The organism is Streptomyces sp. Edi4 (assembly GCF_040253615.1).
Lineage (GTDB): Bacteria > Actinomycetota > Actinomycetes > Streptomycetales > Streptomycetaceae > Streptomyces.
On sequence record NZ_JBEJGY010000004.1, the window covers coordinates 6366992 to 6381976 of the forward strand.

Here is a 14985-nt window from a genome sequence, read left to right on the forward strand (position 1 = left end):
ATGAGGTCGCTCGTGGAGGACCTGCGCGTGGTCAGGGAGCGGGACGCGGCCGTCCGGTCGTGGGGCGAGGCGCTGCTCGCGCCCCACCTGCCCGCCCTCTGGCTGCACCGCGTCGCGCACCGGATCCATCGGCGCGGGCACCGCTTCACGGCCCGGCTGCTGACCCTGGCGGGCCGGGTCGTCTCCGGCGGCGTGGACATCCACCCCGGCGCCCGGATCGGACGGCGCCTGTTCATCGATCACGGCTTCGCCGTCGTCATCGGTGAACAGGCCGTGATCGGGGACGATGTGACGCTCTATCAGCAGGTCACCATCGGCGCCGTCGGCTGGCGGCGGGACAAGCGCAGGGCGCCGGGCGAGCGGCGCCATCCCGTCATCGGTGACCGCGTGGTCATCGGTGTCAGCGCCTCCGTGCTCGGCCCGGTGGAGGTGGGTGACGACTGTGTGATCGGCGCCCACGCCCTCGTCCTGAGCGACGTCCCGCCCAAGAGCCGCGTCAAGGCGCCCGGTTCGCGGGTGAGCGCACGCGAACCCGCACTGCCCTGGGAGAGGAGTTCCGGATGCGCGTAGCCGTCGTCGAGCACCAGACCGTCCGGCCGTTCGAACTGGTCCGCCAGGCCGTGGCGGCCGGGCACGAGGTCACCTTCGTCACCTGCGACCTCGACCTCTACCTCAAGGGCAGCGCGGTGGCCGACACCGATCTGCGGCTCGCGGCGCGGGTGGTGACCCCGTCGTCCACGGCGGACCCCGCCCGGCTGGTCGAGGCCCTTGCGCCGGTGGCAGCCGCGTCCGGTCTCGACGCGGTGATCACGGTCAGCGAGCAGCACACCCTCGCCGTCGCGGAGGCGGGCGCCCGGCTCGGCCTGCCGCACACGGCGCTCGATGCGGTCCGGCTCACCCGGGACAAGTTCGGCGCCCGGCGCCGGCTCGCGCAGGCCGGCATTCCCCAGCCCGGATACCGGCTGGCCGCCACCGTCCAGGAGGCCGTCGCCGCTGCGCGGGACCTGCGCTGTCCGGTCGTCGTCAAACCCGTCGACGGCTCGGCGTCGGTGAACGTCGGCGTCGCCGAGGACCTGGCCCAGGCCGCCGAGTACGCCGAGAAGATCCTCGCGGTCGACGGATACGGCCGCTCCGCGCCCGCCGCCCGGCGCGTCCTGATCGAGGAGTACATGAGCGGTCCCGTGGTCAGCTGCGAGACCCTGAGCGCCGACGGACACCACCTCGTCCTCGGCATCACCGACCGCGAACTGACCGCTCTGCCCCACCAGGTGGAGCTCGGCGGCTGCTTCCCGGCGCCGGTCGCCGAGGCCGAGCAGGTCGCCGCCGTGTGCCGGGCGGCGCTCGACGCCATCGGATTCGACCTGGGCGCGGCCCACACGGAACTCGTCCTGACCCCCGACGGCCCCCGCATCGTGGAGATCAACGGCCGTCTGGCGGGCGGCCTCATGCCGTTCGTCTTCGGCGCCGCGCTCGGCCGCTCCCTCTACGCCGACCTCGTGGACGTGATCACCACCCGGACCCTGCCGCGCCTCGCGCCGACCGGCCTGGTCGCGGGCATCCGTTCCCTGGTGGCCGAGCGGGGCGGGCGCCTGGCGGCCATCGAGCCGAGCCCGCTGCGCGAGCGGCCCGGCGTGGTCGACTACGAGATCCGGCGCAAGGTCGGCGACCACGTCCACCCGCCGCGCAACAACCGCGACCGGTGCGGATCGGTGATCACCCTGGCGCCCACCGCGCGGGAGGCCAGGGCCCTGGCCCACGAGGTGGCCGCCACCACCCGCCTCGTCATCACCCCGGCGGCCCCCGGCCAGACCCCCTCGGCCGACCGGTCAACGACGTCATCCACCGTACGGAACTGAGGAGTTGAGCGTGAAGGCGATCTGCGTCGCCGGCAGCCCCAACCACATGGCGTGGAGCCGCCGGCTGCTGAGGGAGGTGACGGACGGGCTGGCCGAGCGGGGCTGGGACACCGACGTGCTCGACCTGCGCGACCTCAAACTGCCGCTGCTCGACGTACAGAGCTACCAGTCCCTGGACCCCTACCCCGACCCGGTGGTCCAGGACTGGCGCACCCGCGTCGCGGCGGCCGACGCGGTCGTCCTTTCGACCCCCGTCCACCACGCCAGCTACTCCGGCCTGCTCAAATGCGCCCTCGATTTCCTGGTGGCCGACGCCTTCGCGGGCCGGGCGGTCGGGCTGCTCTCCAACGGCGGGGCTGCCCGGGGCGCCACGCTCGGCTGCGAACACCTCAGGTCGGTGGTGAAGGCGCTCGGCGGCTGGCCCGTGCCCACCCAGGTCGCCACCTGCGCCCAGGACTTCGACGCCGAGACACGCACGCTCAGCAACCGGGCCCTGATCCGCAGATGCGGCGCGCTCTGCGACGAACTGACCCAGTTCACGCGCGCCATGCGCACGCCGCGGACCGACGCATGACCCAGTCCGCCGGACCCGGCGAGCGGACCGAACCAGGCCCGCCCGGGCCCCCGGGCCGGCTGGCGCGGACCGTGCGGGTGCTGCGGGTCTCGCCCAACTTCCGGCGCTACTGGCTGGGCCAGACGGCCTCCCTGATCGGCACCTGGATGCAGTTCACCGGCCAGATCTGGCTGGTGGTCAAGGTGTTGGCGCCCGGCGACGGAACCATGCTCGGCATCACCGCGGCCCTTCAGTCCGCGCCGATCGTGCTCACCCTGTTCGGCGGCTCGCTCGCCGACGGCCGCGACAAGCGCAAGCTGCTCATGGTGACCCAGGCGTCCTCCGGGCTGCTCGCCCTCGTCCTTGGCCTCGCCACCCTGACCGGGCACGTCGGCCTGCCGCTCGTGTGGTGCTGCGCGGCCGGGCTCGGCCTTGTCAACGCGGCGGACGCGCCGGCCCGGCAGGCGATCGTGCCCGAACTGGTCGACGAGGACGACGTGGCGAACGCGATCGCCCTCAACAGCGCCAGCTACCAGGCGATGCGCGCGGTGGGCGTCGCGCTGGCCCCCTTGAGCGTCGCCTGGTGGGGGCTTTCGGCGCCGTTCCTCTTCAACGCCGCCTCCTTCGGCTGCGTGGTGCTCGCGCTCGCCACCCTGGACCGCGACCGCATGCGGCCGGTCGTCCGCAAGAGCAAGGGCCGCCCCCGGGTGCGCGAGGGCCTGGCCGCGATCGCTGCCGACCGGGGCCTGCTCGCGCCCATAGCGGCGCTGACCCTGGTCGCCGTCTTCGCCCTCAACTTCAATGTGACGCTGCCGTTCCTGGCCACCGACTCCATCGGCGGCGGGCTCGGCCTGGTCGGCTCGCTGTACATGGTCAGCTCGATCGGCGCCGTGGTGGCCGCCCTTGGCATCGCGGGCTCCTCCCGGCCCGGCGACCGCCTGGTGATCGGCTCCACCGTGACGCTGGCCGTGACGATGACCGCGCTCGCCTTCTCCCGTTCCCCCTGGCTGGCCTGCGCGGTGATGCTGCCGCTCGGCGCCTCGATCGCGGCGACCACGGCCACGATCAACACCCTGCTCCAGCGGCGTTGCGAGCCCGAGGTGCGGGGCCGGGTGATGGCGGTGTACGGCCTGATCATGCAGGGTTCGTCCCTCATCGGGGGCCCGTTGACCGGCGCCCTGTCCGATCCCTCCCGCTGGGGCGCCCCGGGCGGCCTCCTGATCGGCGCGGCCGCGACCCTGACGGCGGCCGGGGTGCTGGCCGGGCTCGCGCGGGGACGGAAGGGGCGGGGGAGTTGAGGTACCTCTGGTGTTGCCGGCGTGACCAGGTACTCTCGGTGCACTCAACCCCATAGCTGAGCCGTATGCCGCCCGTGCCACAAGTGACGCTCCCCGCAGGGGAGTTGCCCAGCGGGTCGTTCCTCCCACGACGCAGTGGTCGGGAGGGGCGAGCCAGGGCGACGATCGCGTCCGCGAGGTCAGCCGTGCGGATGCTGCTGGAAGGAAAGCGCGTGAGCCGGATATCGGCCCGAGGATTCGCGGTGGCGTCCGCCACCGCCGTCACCACCGTTGGCGCGGTCGTGGGTGTCGCCGCGGGCGGCCCCGCGGCCGCTTCGAGCGACGCGGAGGCGACTGCCGCCGGCACGACGCTGCTGGCCGACCTCCCCGCCGGCCAGCAGGCCCAGGTGGGGTCGGTGTCCCTGGCCCGCCAGGCGGAGGTCCAGTCGGCGCAGGCCGACGCCGCGGCGAAGAAGTCGGCCCAGGAGGCCGCCCGCCTCAAGGCCGCCCAGGACGCCAAGGCCAAGAAGGACGCCGCCGACAAGGCCAAGGCCGACAAGGAGAAGGCCGACAAGGAGAAGGCGGACAAGGCGGACAAGGACGCCCAGGACGCCAAGGACCGCGACCTGGAGACCCAGGCCGCCAGCCGCGCGTCGAGCCGCACCACCTTCCAGGTCAAGAGCTCCTACTCGGTCTCCGACGTCCAGGCGATCGCCCGCCAGATCGTCCCCGCGGGCCAGTTCCAGTGCTTCAGCTCCATCGTGAACAACGAGTCGAGCTGGAACTACACCGCCACCAACGGCTCGGCCTACGGCCTGGTCCAGGCGCTGCCGGGTTCCAAGATGAGCTCGGCGGGCTCCGACTGGCAGACCAACCCGGCCACCCAGATCAAGTGGGGCCTCAACTACATGAACCAGCGCTACGGCAGCCCGTGCGGCGCCTGGACGTACTGGCAGTCCCACCAGTCGTACTAGCGCCGGCACCCGCGGGGGCCCGTCGTCGACGGGCCCCGGCCCGCCCGGAGGGCGTCGCCGGACGCACGCAGGCGCCCTCGGGCTCCCTCGGGAGCCCCGCTCCCGCCTCCTCACACCCCTCCCCCCCGTCACCGCACGCCCGAGCGCATGCGCGGGCCGACGTGGGCGGTCATGATGAGAAGGGGGCGCGCATGTCCGGCGCGTGCGGGGGTACGTCCTCGCGCGGGCCCGGCGACCGGGGAGAAGGAGGCCACGGTGGGCGACGACCAACTGATGCGGACCCTGCTGAGCGGCCACGGCCGCACGTACGCGGCCGAGGCGGGCATCCGCCTGAAGGACGCCCCGCAGCCCCTGTACCGCACGCTGGTCCTGGCCAGTCTCCTGAGCGCGCGGATCCGGGCCTCCGTCGCCGTGGCGACCGCCCGGGCCCTGTACGACGCGGGCCTGCGCGATCCTCGGCGCATGGCCCGGGCGACCTGGCAGCAGCGCGTGGACGCGCTGGGGGCGGGTGGCTACCGGCGCTACGACGAACGCACCGCCACCCAACTCGGCGACGGCGCAGAGCTGTTGCTCGGCCAGTGGGGCGGCGACCTGCGGCGCCTGCGTGAGCGGGCCGACGGCGACGCGGACGCGCTGCGCGCGCTGCTGCGCGAGACCCCGGGGCTCGGTCCGACCGGCGCCGACATCTTCCTGCGCGAAGTCCAGGACATCTGGTCCGAATTCGCCCCCTTCCTCGACACGAAGACCCTGCAAGGAGCCGAACGGCTCGGGCTGCCGAAGGACCCGGCCGCCCTGCTCCGCCTCGCCGGCGACACCCCGCGCGCCGAACTCGCCGCCGCTCTGGTCCGCGCCGCACTCGACCGCAAGGTGGTGGAGGACTGCCTGGCGAAGGCCGCCTGAAGCGAGGCCCCGACTTTTCCGAGGCGCCCGGCCGGAACTCCCGGCCGGGCTTCGCGCGTTGTGGGGAGAGCCAGTACACCTACACGGGGAAGCGGGACGAGATGACCTACGAGCGACCACTGGCCGAGCCGGGACCCGACGTGCAAGGGCCCACACCGGCGGAGAAGGCCGGGCGGGAGGCGGTGCGCGAGCAGGCCCAGGGGATGGGGCACCACGAGGCGGTCGCGGCGTTCCGCCGGCTCGCCGCGGCCAAGGACAGCCCCTCGGAGGACGAGGCGGAAGGCGGCGAGGCCGGCGCGGACGGCGGCGGCCGCCGTCTGGCGGAACTGGAGGAGTGGGAACGCATCGTGGCGCAGCTGTCCGTGCACGCGGGGACCTACGACGCCGAGTCCGATCCGTACGTCCAGGGCGAACGCGCGGCGCACTGAGCGCCGCGCCGCCCTGCGTCGACTTCGCCTGCGCCTGCTTCGCCTGCGTCGGTTTCGCGTGCGTCGGCTCCGCCGCCTCGCTCAGCCCTTCGTCAGCGCCCTGAGCGCGATGTTGAGTTCGAGCACGTTGACGCGGGGCTCGCCCAGGAAGCCGAGCGTGCGGCCCTCGGTGTGCTCCGCGACCAGCCGCGCGACCCGCCCCACATCGAGCCGGTTGCGCTCGGCGACGCGGTGGATCTGAAGCTCGGCGTACGCGGGGGAGATGTCCGGGTCGAGGCCCGAGGCGGATGACGTGACGGCGTCGGCCGGCACGTCCTGGGGCCTGACGGTGAAGGTGGCCGTGGTGTTGTCCTTGACGACGGCCACCTTGGCGTCCTTGATCTGCTGGACGAGCTCGGGGCTGTCGGCGGCCTTGTTGGTGGCGCCGGAGACGAGCAGCGAGTACCGCTGGTTGACGGTGTTGGCGCCGAGCCCGCCCGACGGACGCGGCTGGAACCACCTGAGGTCCGGCCTGGCCGCCTCGCCCGGGTCCTCGGGGTTCTTCCTGGGCAGGTCGTAGCTCTGCCCGATGAGGGACGAGCCCACCACCCGGCCGCTGGTGTCCTTGATCTCGGAGCCGTTGGCGCGGTCGCTGAACGCGGCCTGCGCGATGCCGGTGACGGCGAGCGGATAGAGCACCCCGCACAGGACCGTCAGGACCACGAGGGCCCGCAGGCCCGCGCCGATCAGCCGTGCGGTGTTTGCGACAGAACTGTTCATAGCCGATCAGCCGATTCCGGGGATGAGGGTGATGATCATGTCGATGAGCTTGATGCCGACGAACGGGGCGACGAGGCCGCCGATTCCATAGATCGAGAGGTTGCGGCGGAGCATCCTGTCGGCGCTGGTCGGTTGGTACCGGACGCCCCGCAGGGCCAGCGGTACGAGGGCGATGATGATCAGCGCGTTGAAGATGACCGCGGACAGGATCGCCGACTCGGGGGAGTGCAGGCCCATGATGTTGAGCTTGTCCAGGCCCGGGTAGACCACGGCGAACATGGCCGGGATGATCGCGAAGTACTTCGCCACGTCGTTGGCGATCGAGAACGTGGTGAGCGCGCCCCGGGTGATCAGCAACTGCTTGCCGATCTCCACGATTTCGATGAGCTTGGTGGGGTTGGAATCCAGGTCCACCATGTTCCCGGCCTCCTTGGCGGCCGAGGTGCCGGTGTTCATCGCCACGCCGACGTCCGCCTGGGCCAGGGCCGGGGCGTCGTTGGTGCCGTCGCCCGTCATCGCGACGAGTCTGCCGCCGGCCTGCTCCCGCTTGATGAGGGCCATCTTGTCCTCGGGGGTGGCCTCGGCGAGGAAGTCGTCGACGCCGGCCTCCTCGGCGATGGCGCGGGCGGTGAGCGGGTTGTCGCCGGTGATCATGACGGTTCTGATGCCCATGCGGCGCAGTTCGTCGAAGCGTTCGCGCATGCCCTCCTTGACCACGTCCTTGAGGTGGATGACCCCGAGAACGCGCGCGCCCCGGGCGTCCTCCACGGCCACGAGCAGCGGAGTGCCGCCCGCCTCGGAGATGGCGTCCGCGAGAAGGCCGGCGTCCTCGGCGACGTGGCCGCCCCGCTCCTTGACCCACGCCATGACCGAACCGGCCGCGCCCTTGCGGGTCTTCCTGCCGTCCACGTCGACGCCCGACATGCGCGTCTGCGCGGTGAAGGCGATCCACTCGGCGTGCTGGAGCTCGCCCTGGTGGCGTTCGCGCAGACCGTACCTCTCCTTCGCCAGGACCACGACCGAGCGTCCCTCGGGGGTCTCGTCCGCGAGCGAGGACAGCTGGGCGGCGTCCGCGAGTTCGGCTTCGGTCGCGCCCTCGACGGGCACGAACCGCGCGGCCTGGCGATTGCCGAGGGTGATGGTGCCGGTCTTGTCGAGCAGCAGCGTCGACACGTCGCCCGCCGCTTCGACCGCGCGGCCGGACATGGCAAGGACGTTGCGCTGCACAAGCCGGTCCATGCCCGCGATGCCGATCGCCGAAAGGAGCGCGCCGATCGTGGTCGGGATCAGACAGACCAGGAGCGCGGCCAGCACGATCATCGACTGCTCGGCGCCCGCGTAGACGGCGAACGGCTGAAGCGTGACCACGGCCAGCAGGAAGACGATGGTCAGGGACGCGAGCAGGATGTTGAGGGCGATCTCGTTGGGGGTCTTCTGCCGCGCGGCGCCCTCCACGAGCGCGATCATGCGGTCGATGAAGGTCTCGCCCGGCTTCGTCGTGATCTTGATGACGACGCGGTCCGAGAGGACCTTCGTGCCGCCCGTCACCGCGCTGCGGTCGCCGCCCGACTCCCGTATGACGGGCGCCGATTCACCGGTGATGGCCGATTCGTCGACCGAGGCGACGCCTTCGACCACGTCTCCGTCCCCGGGGATGACGTCCCCGGCCTCGCAGACCACCAGGTCCCCGACGCGCAGCTCCGTACCGGGGACGCGCTCCTCGTCGGCACCGGTCAGACGGCGGGCGACGGTGTCGGTCTTGGCCCTGCGCAGGGTGTCGGCCTGCGCCTTGCCGCGCCCCTCGGCCACCGCCTCGGCGAGGTTGGCGAAGACCGTCGTCAGCCACAGCCAGACGGTGATCGCCCAGCCGAACCAGTCCGTGGGGTCCTTGAGGGCCAGCGCCGTCGTGACGAGGGACCCGATGAGGACCACGAACATGACAGGCGACTTGACCATGACGCGGGGATCGAGCTTGCGCACCGCGTCGGGCAGGGAGGTCCAGAGGGCGCGGGCGTCGAACTGCCCCCCGCCGACGCGCCCGGCCGGGCCCTGACCGGCCGGAGTCTCCTCGTGCGGGGCGCGGGTGGGGGTGGGGGTGATGGTGCTCATGAGGCGAGCCCTTCAGCAAGCGGCCCCAGCGCGAGGGCGGGGAAGTAGGTGAGACCGGTGATGATGACGATCGTGCCGGCCAACAGGCCGGTGTAGAGCGGCTTGTCGGTGCGCAGCGTGCCCACCGTGGCGGGGACCGGCTGCTGTTCGCCGAGCGAGCCGGCCAGGGCGAGGACGAAGACCATCGGCAGGAACCGGCCGAGCAGCATCGCGAGGCCGATGGTGGTGTTGAACCACTGCGTGTCCGCGTTCAGACCGGCGAAGGCGGACCCGTTGTTGTTGGCGCCCGACGAGTACGCGTAGAGGATCTCGGAGAAGCCGTGCGCGCCGGAGTTCGCCATGGAATGGCCCGGCGTGGGCAGCGCCATCGCGGCCGCCGTGAAGCACAGCACGAGGGCCGGGGTCACCAGGATGTAGCAGGCGGCCAGCTTGATCTGCCGCGTACCGATCTTCTTGCCCAGGTACTCGGGGGTGCGGCCGACCATGAGACCCGCGATGAACACCGCGATGATCGCCATGATCAGCATGCCGTAGAGCCCGGAGCCGACACCGCCCGGCGCGATCTCGCCGAGCTGCATGCCCAGCATGGTGATGCCGCCGCCGAACCCCGTGAAGGAGGAGTGGAAGGAGTCGACCGCGCCGGTGGAGGTCAGCGTGGTGGACACGGCGAACAAGGAGGAGGCGCCGATGCCGAAGCGGGTCTCCTTGCCCTCCATCGCGCCGCCCGCCGCCTGCGGGGCCGGGCCGTGGTGGGCGAACTCCGTCCACATCATCAGGCCGACGAAGACGACCCAGATCGCGGCCATCGTCGCCAGGATCGCGTAGCCCTGGCGGACGCTGTCCACCATGCGGCCGAAGGTGCGGGTGAGGGAGAAGGGGATGACGAGGATCAGGAAGATCTCGAAGAGGTTCGTGAACGGGGTGGGGTTCTCGAAGGGATGGGCGGCGTTGGCGTTGAAGTAGCCGCCGCCGTTGGTGCCCAGCTCCTTGATGACCTCCTGCGAGGCCACCGCCCCGCCGTTCCACTGCTGGGGTCCGTGCCCGGTCATGAACTGGCCCACCGCGTGGATGCCGGCGAAGTTCTGGATGACGCCGCACGCCACCAGGACCAGCGCGCCGATCACGGACATCGGCAGCAGAACGCGGACGGTGCCGCGCACCAGGTCCGCCCAGAAGTTGCCGAGCTCGCCGGTCCGCGAGCGGGCGAAGCCCCGTACGAGCGCCACGGCCACGGCCATGCCCACGGCCGCCGAGACGAAGTTCTGCACCGCGAGGCCGCCGGTCTGTACGACGTGGCCCATGGCCTGCTCGCCGTAGTAGGACTGCCAGTTCGTGTTGGACACGAAGGAGGCGGCCGTGTTGAACGCCTGGTCGGGGTCGATCGACACGAAGCCGAGCGAGCCCGGCAGGCTGCCCTGCACCCGCTGGAGCAGATAGAGGAACAGAACGCTCACCGCCGAGAAGGCGAGGACCGAGCGCAGATAGGCGGACCAGCGCATCTCGGCCGCCGGGTTGGCGCCGATGGCCCGGTAGAGCCACCTCTCCGCCCGGTAGTGCTTCTGGGAGGAGTAGACCCGGGCCATGTAGTCGCCGAGCGGGCGATAGGCCAGTGCGAGCGCGGCGATCAGCGCGAGGAGCTGGAGCACACCAGCGAGTTCGGGGCTCATGTCGGTGCTCAGAACCTCTCCGGGTACACGAGGGCGAGGACGAGGTAACCGAGCAGCGCGACGGCCACCACGAGACCGACGATGTTCTCGACGCTCACAGCTTGGTCACCCCCCGCGCGATGAGGGCCACCAGTGCGAAGACCGCGATCGTGGTGGCGACGAAGGCCAGATCGGCCATCGTGAGCTCCTGGATGAAGTGATGAGATGGAATCGGCCGTGTGGCCGAAGCCGAGCAAACCGCGAGGACAGCCGGGCGTTAAGTCCCGTTGATGCCCTCCATACGGACCCGTGGGCACTCTTGATGCCGCCCTGACGTGAAGGGGCCCCGCACGGGGAGCGTGGAGTGCCACCTGGGGATGCCGGGGGAGGTCGGGCCGCTCGCGTGGACCGTCATGGGCACGCGGGTGTCCGGCGGCCCGGCGCGGGCCGGCGTGCGGCTCGTTACGCCGCTGGAGCGGTCCGTGTTAAGGACACGTCAGGATCGGCCCCCGTCATCGGCCCGCGTCCCGGCCCGGGCGATCAGAATGCGTACGCTGGCTCGGCCGTCGTGTCGATGGCCGAAAACCATCCCGTACGACAGGAGCCCCCCGATGGCCACTCCGGCCCCCGCCTCGCGCCTGCGCGCGTGGATGCTGGAAGGCTTGACCGACCTCCCCAGGCAGCAGTCCGCGCCGGACACCGAGCACCCGGGGCGGCCCTGGTGGCGCGTCATGTGCCTGACCGGTCTCGACTACTTCTCCACCCTGGGCTACCAGCCGGGCATCGCGGCGCTCGCCGCCGGACTGCTCTCGCCGCTGGCGACGATCGTCCTGGTGCTCCTCACGCTGTTCGGCGCGCTGCCGGTGTACCGGCGGGTGGCCGAGGAGAGCCCGCACGGCGAGGGTTCGATCGCGATGCTGGAGCGGCTTCTGTCGTTCTGGAAGGGCAAGCTGTTCGTGCTGACCCTGCTCGGGTTCGCGGCGACCGACTTCCTCATCACCATCACCCTCTCGGCCGCCGACGCCACCGCGCACCTGGTGGAGAACCCGCACCTCACCGGTGTCCTCAGCGGCCACCAGGTCCTGATCACGCTCATCCTCATCGCGCTGCTCGGAGCGGTCTTCCTCAAGGGGTTCAGCGAGGCCATCGGGGTCGCCGTCGTCCTCGTCTTCTCCTACCTCGCGCTCAATGTCGTCGTCATCGCGGACGGCATCGTCGAGGTGGTGTCGCAGCCCCACGTCGTCACCGACTGGTCGCACGCGCTGACCGCCGAGCACAGCAACCCGTTCATGATGCTCGCCATCGCGCTCGTCGTCTTCCCCAAGCTCGCGCTCGGCATGTCCGGTTTCGAGACGGGCGTCGCGGTCATGCCGCACGTCCAGGGCGAGGAGGGCGACGCGCCGGACCGGCCGGCCGGACGGATCCGGGGCACGAAGAAGCTCCTGACGACCGCCGCCGTGATCATGAGCGTCTTCCTGATCACCAGCAGCTTCATCACGACCCTGCTGATCCCGGCCGACGAGTTCAAGCCGGGCGGCGCGGCCAACGGGCGCGCCCTGGCCTACCTCGCCCACCAACACCTCGGCACCGCCTTCGGCACGGTCTACGACATCTCCACGATCCTGATCCTGTGGTTCGCGGGCTCCTCGGCCATGGCAGGGCTGCTGAACCTGATGCCGCGCTATCTGCCCCGGTACGGCATGGCCCCGCACTGGGCGCGCGCCCTGCGCCCGATGGTCATCGTGTTCACTCTGATCGCGTTCCTGGTGACCTGGCTGTTCGACGCCGACGTGGACAAGCAGGGCGGCGCGTACGCCACGGGTGTGCTCGTCCTGATCACCTCGGCGGCCGTCGCCGTGACCATCGCGGCGCGCCGGGCCGGCCAGCGCGGCTGGACCATCGGCTTCGGCGTCATCGCGGCCGTGCTCGTCTACACCACCGCTGTCAACGTGGCGGAGCGGCCGGACGGTGTGAAGATCGGTGCCTGCTTCATCGCCGGGATCATGGCCCTTTCCCTCCTGTCGCGCCTGGCCCGCGTCTTCGAACTGCGCGTCACCGACGTGGAGTTGGACGAGGAGGCCCGGCGCCTGGTCCATGACGCCTCGCAGGGCACGATCCGTTTCATCGCCAACGAGCCCGACAGCCGGGACGAAGCCGAGTACCGGGACAAGGTCGAGCAGATCCGCGCCGACAACGACATCCCGCCCGGCGACGACGTCCTGTTCGTCGAGGTCACCGTCCTGGACGCGTCGGAGTTCGAATCCGGCCTGCGGGTGCGCGGCGAGGTGCTGCACGGCCGCTACCGCGTCCTGACCCTGGAGAGCTCCAGCATCCCCAACGCGCTCGCCGCCCTCCTGCTGCACGTACGGGACGAGACGGGCCAGCGGCCCCACATCTACTTCGAGTGGACCGAGGGCAACCCGATGGCCAACTTCCTGCGCTTCTTCCTCTTCGGCCAGGGCGAGGTCGCACCCGTCACCCGCGAGGTCATCCGCGAGGCCGAACCCGACCGCGCCCGCCGCCCGCACGTCCACGCCGGCTGACCCGCCTCCCGGCGGCAGCCGCGCGGGCAGCGCCCGCCCGTGGCGCGTCGTGATCGCCGCCTAAGGCCCAAGACTTAAGGCCTAAGCGCCGACGTCGCGGGCGCGGAAGTCGGCCGGCGTCTCCCGGCGGACGAGCAGCCGCGCCGCCCCGCCGCCGACCGCGACGACGGGCGGACGGCCGACCAGGTTGTAACCGGAGGCCATCGCGAACTGGTAGGCCCCCGCCACCGGTACGGCGAGCAGGTCGCCCGGGCGCAGGTCGCCGGGGAGAGGGACGTCGGCGGCGAGGATGTCCCCCGCCTCGCAGTGGCGGCCGACCACCGTGGCCACAGCGGGCCCGGCGGTGGAGCGCCGGCCGACCAGGCGCGGCGCGTAGCGCGCCCCGTACAGGGCGGGCCTCGGGTTGTCGCTCATGCCGCCGTCGACGGCGACGAACACCCGGCCCGCCGTGCGCTTCAGGGCGAGGACCCGGTAGAGCGCGACCCCCGCGGGACCGGCGACCGCGCGGCCCGGCTCGATGGCGAGCCGGGGCACGGTCAGGCCCGCCGCCGCGCAGCTCTCCACGAGCTCGGCGCGCAGCGCGCGAGCCAGCTCCGCGAGGTCGAGCGCGGGCTCTCCCGGCCGGTAGGCGATGCCGTGGCCGCCGCCCATGTCCAGTTCGGGCAGGACCACGCCGTGGGCGTCGCGGACCCGGGCCATCAGGCCCACCATGCGGCGCACCGCCGTCAGATACGGCTTCACCTCCGTGATCTGGGAGCCGATGTGGCAGTGCAGACCGACGAGTGCGAGCTCGGGCCTGCCGAGGATCCGGGCGATGGCGCGCGAGGCGGAGCCGTCGGTGAGGGACAGGCCGAACTTCTGGTCCTCCGTACCCGTACGGATCTTCTCGTGACCGCCGGCCGCGACACCCGGCACCACCCGCACCAGCACCTTCTGGGAGCCGCTTGGCCCCACGGCGGCCGCGATCCGGGCGATCTCGCCGGGGCTGTCGATGACGATCCGGCCCACCCCGAGCCGCAGCGCGGCCGCCATGTCGTGCGGTGACTTCGCGTTGCCGTGCAGGACGACGCGGTCCGCGGGGAAGCCCTCGGCGACGGCGAGTTCGAGCTCGCCCGCCGAGCACACGTCGAGCCCCAGGCCCTCCTCCCTCACCCAGCGGACCATGGCCCGGGACAGGAACGCCTTCGCGGCGTACAGGACGTCGGCGTCGGGGAAGGCGTCCCGGTAGGCGCGGCAGCGGCCGCGTACCTCGCCCTCGTCCAGGACGTAGACCGGGGTGTCGAAACGCTCCGCGATCGCGGTCAGCGCCACGCCACCGACCGAGAGGGCGCCGTGCGGCAACGGGGCCGTGGAGGCCGGCCAGATGGACAGATCGTCCGCGGCGGCGGGGGCCGCGGGAAGAACGGCGATGGTCATGGTGTCCCTTCAGACGACGACGCGGAACGCGGGGCGGACAGTCGCGGGGGCGCCCGGGGCGGGCGCGGCCCAGGAGGCCGACAGCGCGGGACCCACGGTCACAGGGCCGGAGCCGAGCGGCGGGCACGGCTGCTTACGCGGGTACGCGGGCGACAGGTACGCGGGCAACCGGGCCAAGGCCTGGTCGTCGCCGGGGTCCGGGGCCGTCCGCGCGGTCCCGGTGGGCCCGACGGCCGCCCGCGTGCCGAGCGCCGTACGCGACGGCCCGGTCACCGCTTCCGTGCCGCCCGGCAGCCGGACGGGTGCGAACAGGAGTCCGGCCGGGGCCCGTTCGCCGGGCTCCGGATCATCGCGCTCCGGATCATCGTCGTACGGGAACAGACACACGGGGGTTCTCCCTGGAAATCGTGGATCGGGGGCGATGGTGAGCCCCGGACGCGGGGAGGCGGTCCGGGGCGTGGCACCGAAGCTATCCCCGTCCGCGCACGGTTCGGGTGGCTCCCTGACGGTGCCTTGACGAAAAG

Annotated in this window: 14 protein-coding genes; 8 read left to right on the forward strand and 6 right to left on the reverse strand. The window is 72.1% G+C overall.

Features of this window, described 5'->3' with window-relative positions; all coding sequences use genetic code 11:
• The 7 genes from epsC to ABR738_RS30735 all read left to right on the forward strand — a co-directional run bounded on the left by epsC (position 1) and on the right by ABR738_RS30735 (position 5988).
• Positions 1 to 570, forward strand: a complete 570-nt coding sequence (epsC, locus tag ABR738_RS30705) for a serine O-acetyltransferase EpsC (RefSeq protein ID WP_350233192.1) — start codon at positions 1 to 3, stop codon at positions 568 to 570.
• The gene (locus ABR738_RS30710) at positions 561 to 1856 is read left to right on the forward strand and encodes an ATP-grasp domain-containing protein (RefSeq protein ID WP_350233193.1); all 1296 of its coding nucleotides are present in this window, start codon (positions 561 to 563) and stop codon (positions 1854 to 1856) included. Before epsC ends, ABR738_RS30710 begins: the two co-directional genes overlap by 10 nt.
• Before the next feature lie 10 nt (positions 1857 to 1866).
• Positions 1867 to 2430, forward strand: coding sequence for an NADPH-dependent FMN reductase (locus ABR738_RS30715; RefSeq protein ID WP_350233194.1), 564 nt, complete (start codon positions 1867 to 1869; stop codon positions 2428 to 2430).
• Positions 2427 to 3707 carry an MFS transporter gene (locus ABR738_RS30720; RefSeq protein ID WP_350233195.1) on the forward strand — a complete coding sequence of 427 codons (1281 nt, stop codon included), beginning with the start codon at positions 2427 to 2429 and terminating at the stop codon, positions 3705 to 3707. The genes ABR738_RS30715 and ABR738_RS30720 overlap by 4 nt, the downstream gene beginning before the upstream one ends.
• 212 nt (positions 3708 to 3919) lie before the next feature.
• Positions 3920 to 4660 carry an aggregation-promoting factor C-terminal-like domain-containing protein gene (locus tag ABR738_RS30725; RefSeq protein ID WP_350233196.1) on the forward strand — a complete coding sequence of 247 codons (741 nt, stop codon included), beginning with the start codon at positions 3920 to 3922 and terminating at the stop codon, positions 4658 to 4660.
• Positions 4661 to 4933: 273 nt separating this feature from the next.
• The gene (locus ABR738_RS30730) at positions 4934 to 5560 is read left to right on the forward strand and encodes an HhH-GDP family DNA glycosylase (RefSeq protein WP_350234810.1); all 627 of its coding nucleotides are present in this window, start codon (positions 4934 to 4936) and stop codon (positions 5558 to 5560) included.
• 101 nt (positions 5561 to 5661) lie between these two features.
• Positions 5662 to 5988 (forward strand): hypothetical protein, encoded by a 327-nt coding sequence (locus ABR738_RS30735; protein ID WP_350233197.1) that lies wholly within the window; start codon positions 5662 to 5664, stop codon positions 5986 to 5988.
• An 81-nt stretch (positions 5989 to 6069) separates the two neighbouring features.
• Here the strand turns inward: ABR738_RS30735 and ABR738_RS30740 are convergent, their stop codons facing one another.
• From ABR738_RS30740 to kdpF, 4 genes are read right to left on the reverse strand one after another with little or no spacing between them, the layout of a single operon-like run.
• Positions 6070 to 6747: a potassium-transporting ATPase subunit C gene (locus ABR738_RS30740; RefSeq protein WP_350233198.1), complete on the reverse strand. Its 678-nt coding sequence runs from the start codon at positions 6745 to 6747 to the stop codon at positions 6070 to 6072.
• Positions 6748 to 6753: 6 nt separating this feature from the next.
• Positions 6754 to 8856, reverse strand: a complete 2103-nt coding sequence (gene kdpB, locus ABR738_RS30745; RefSeq protein WP_350233199.1) for a potassium-transporting ATPase subunit KdpB — start codon at positions 8854 to 8856, stop codon at positions 6754 to 6756.
• On the reverse strand, positions 8853 to 10523 hold the full coding sequence (kdpA, locus tag ABR738_RS30750; protein ID WP_350233200.1) for a potassium-transporting ATPase subunit KdpA: 1671 nt from the start codon (positions 10521 to 10523) through the stop codon (positions 8853 to 8855). Before kdpA ends, kdpB begins: the two co-directional genes overlap by 4 nt.
• An 8-nt stretch (positions 10524 to 10531) precedes the next feature.
• Positions 10532 to 10621 carry a K(+)-transporting ATPase subunit F gene (gene kdpF / locus ABR738_RS30755; protein WP_350233201.1) on the reverse strand — a complete coding sequence of 30 codons (90 nt, stop codon included), beginning with the start codon at positions 10619 to 10621 and terminating at the stop codon, positions 10532 to 10534.
• Between the two features lie 492 nt (positions 10622 to 11113).
• Between kdpF and ABR738_RS30760 the strand changes: the two genes are divergently transcribed.
• Positions 11114 to 13045 carry an APC family permease gene (locus tag ABR738_RS30760; RefSeq protein WP_350233202.1) on the forward strand — a complete coding sequence of 644 codons (1932 nt, stop codon included), beginning with the start codon at positions 11114 to 11116 and terminating at the stop codon, positions 13043 to 13045.
• 81 nt (positions 13046 to 13126) lie between these two features.
• On the opposite strand, the gene lysA is transcribed toward ABR738_RS30760, so the two are convergent.
• Positions 13127 to 14461 carry a diaminopimelate decarboxylase gene (gene lysA, locus ABR738_RS30765; RefSeq protein ID WP_350233203.1) on the reverse strand — a complete coding sequence of 445 codons (1335 nt, stop codon included), beginning with the start codon at positions 14459 to 14461 and terminating at the stop codon, positions 13127 to 13129.
• A 9-nt stretch (positions 14462 to 14470) separates the two neighbouring features.
• Positions 14471 to 14848 carry a hypothetical protein gene (locus ABR738_RS30770; RefSeq protein WP_350233204.1) on the reverse strand — a complete coding sequence of 126 codons (378 nt, stop codon included), beginning with the start codon at positions 14846 to 14848 and terminating at the stop codon, positions 14471 to 14473.
• Between the last annotated feature and the right edge of the window lie 137 nt (positions 14849 to 14985).

What these genes read in the sequence shown, in the direction of transcription:
- ABR738_RS30740 (WP_350233198.1), bottom strand. Translation starts at nt 6,747, where the DNA reads ATGAACAGTTCTGTCGCAAACACCGCACGGCTGATCGGCGCGGGCCTG.
- ABR738_RS30730 (WP_350234810.1), top strand. Translation starts at nt 4,934, where the DNA reads ATGCGGACCCTGCTGAGCGGCCACGGCCGCACGTACGCGGCCGAGGCG.
- epsC (WP_350233192.1), top strand. Translation starts at nt 1, where the DNA reads ATGAGGTCGCTCGTGGAGGACCTGCGCGTGGTCAGGGAGCGGGACGCG.
- kdpA (WP_350233200.1), bottom strand. Translation starts at nt 10,523, where the DNA reads ATGAGCCCCGAACTCGCTGGTGTGCTCCAGCTCCTCGCGCTGATCGCC.
- kdpB (WP_350233199.1), bottom strand. Translation starts at nt 8,856, where the DNA reads ATGAGCACCATCACCCCCACCCCCACCCGCGCCCCGCACGAGGAGACT.
- ABR738_RS30735 (WP_350233197.1), top strand. Translation starts at nt 5,662, where the DNA reads ATGACCTACGAGCGACCACTGGCCGAGCCGGGACCCGACGTGCAAGGG.
- ABR738_RS30720 (WP_350233195.1), top strand. Translation starts at nt 2,427, where the DNA reads ATGACCCAGTCCGCCGGACCCGGCGAGCGGACCGAACCAGGCCCGCCC.
- ABR738_RS30710 (WP_350233193.1), top strand. Translation starts at nt 561, where the DNA reads ATGCGCGTAGCCGTCGTCGAGCACCAGACCGTCCGGCCGTTCGAACTG.
- lysA (WP_350233203.1), bottom strand. Translation starts at nt 14,461, where the DNA reads ATGACCATCGCCGTTCTTCCCGCGGCCCCCGCCGCCGCGGACGATCTG.
- ABR738_RS30760 (WP_350233202.1), top strand. Translation starts at nt 11,114, where the DNA reads ATGGCCACTCCGGCCCCCGCCTCGCGCCTGCGCGCGTGGATGCTGGAA.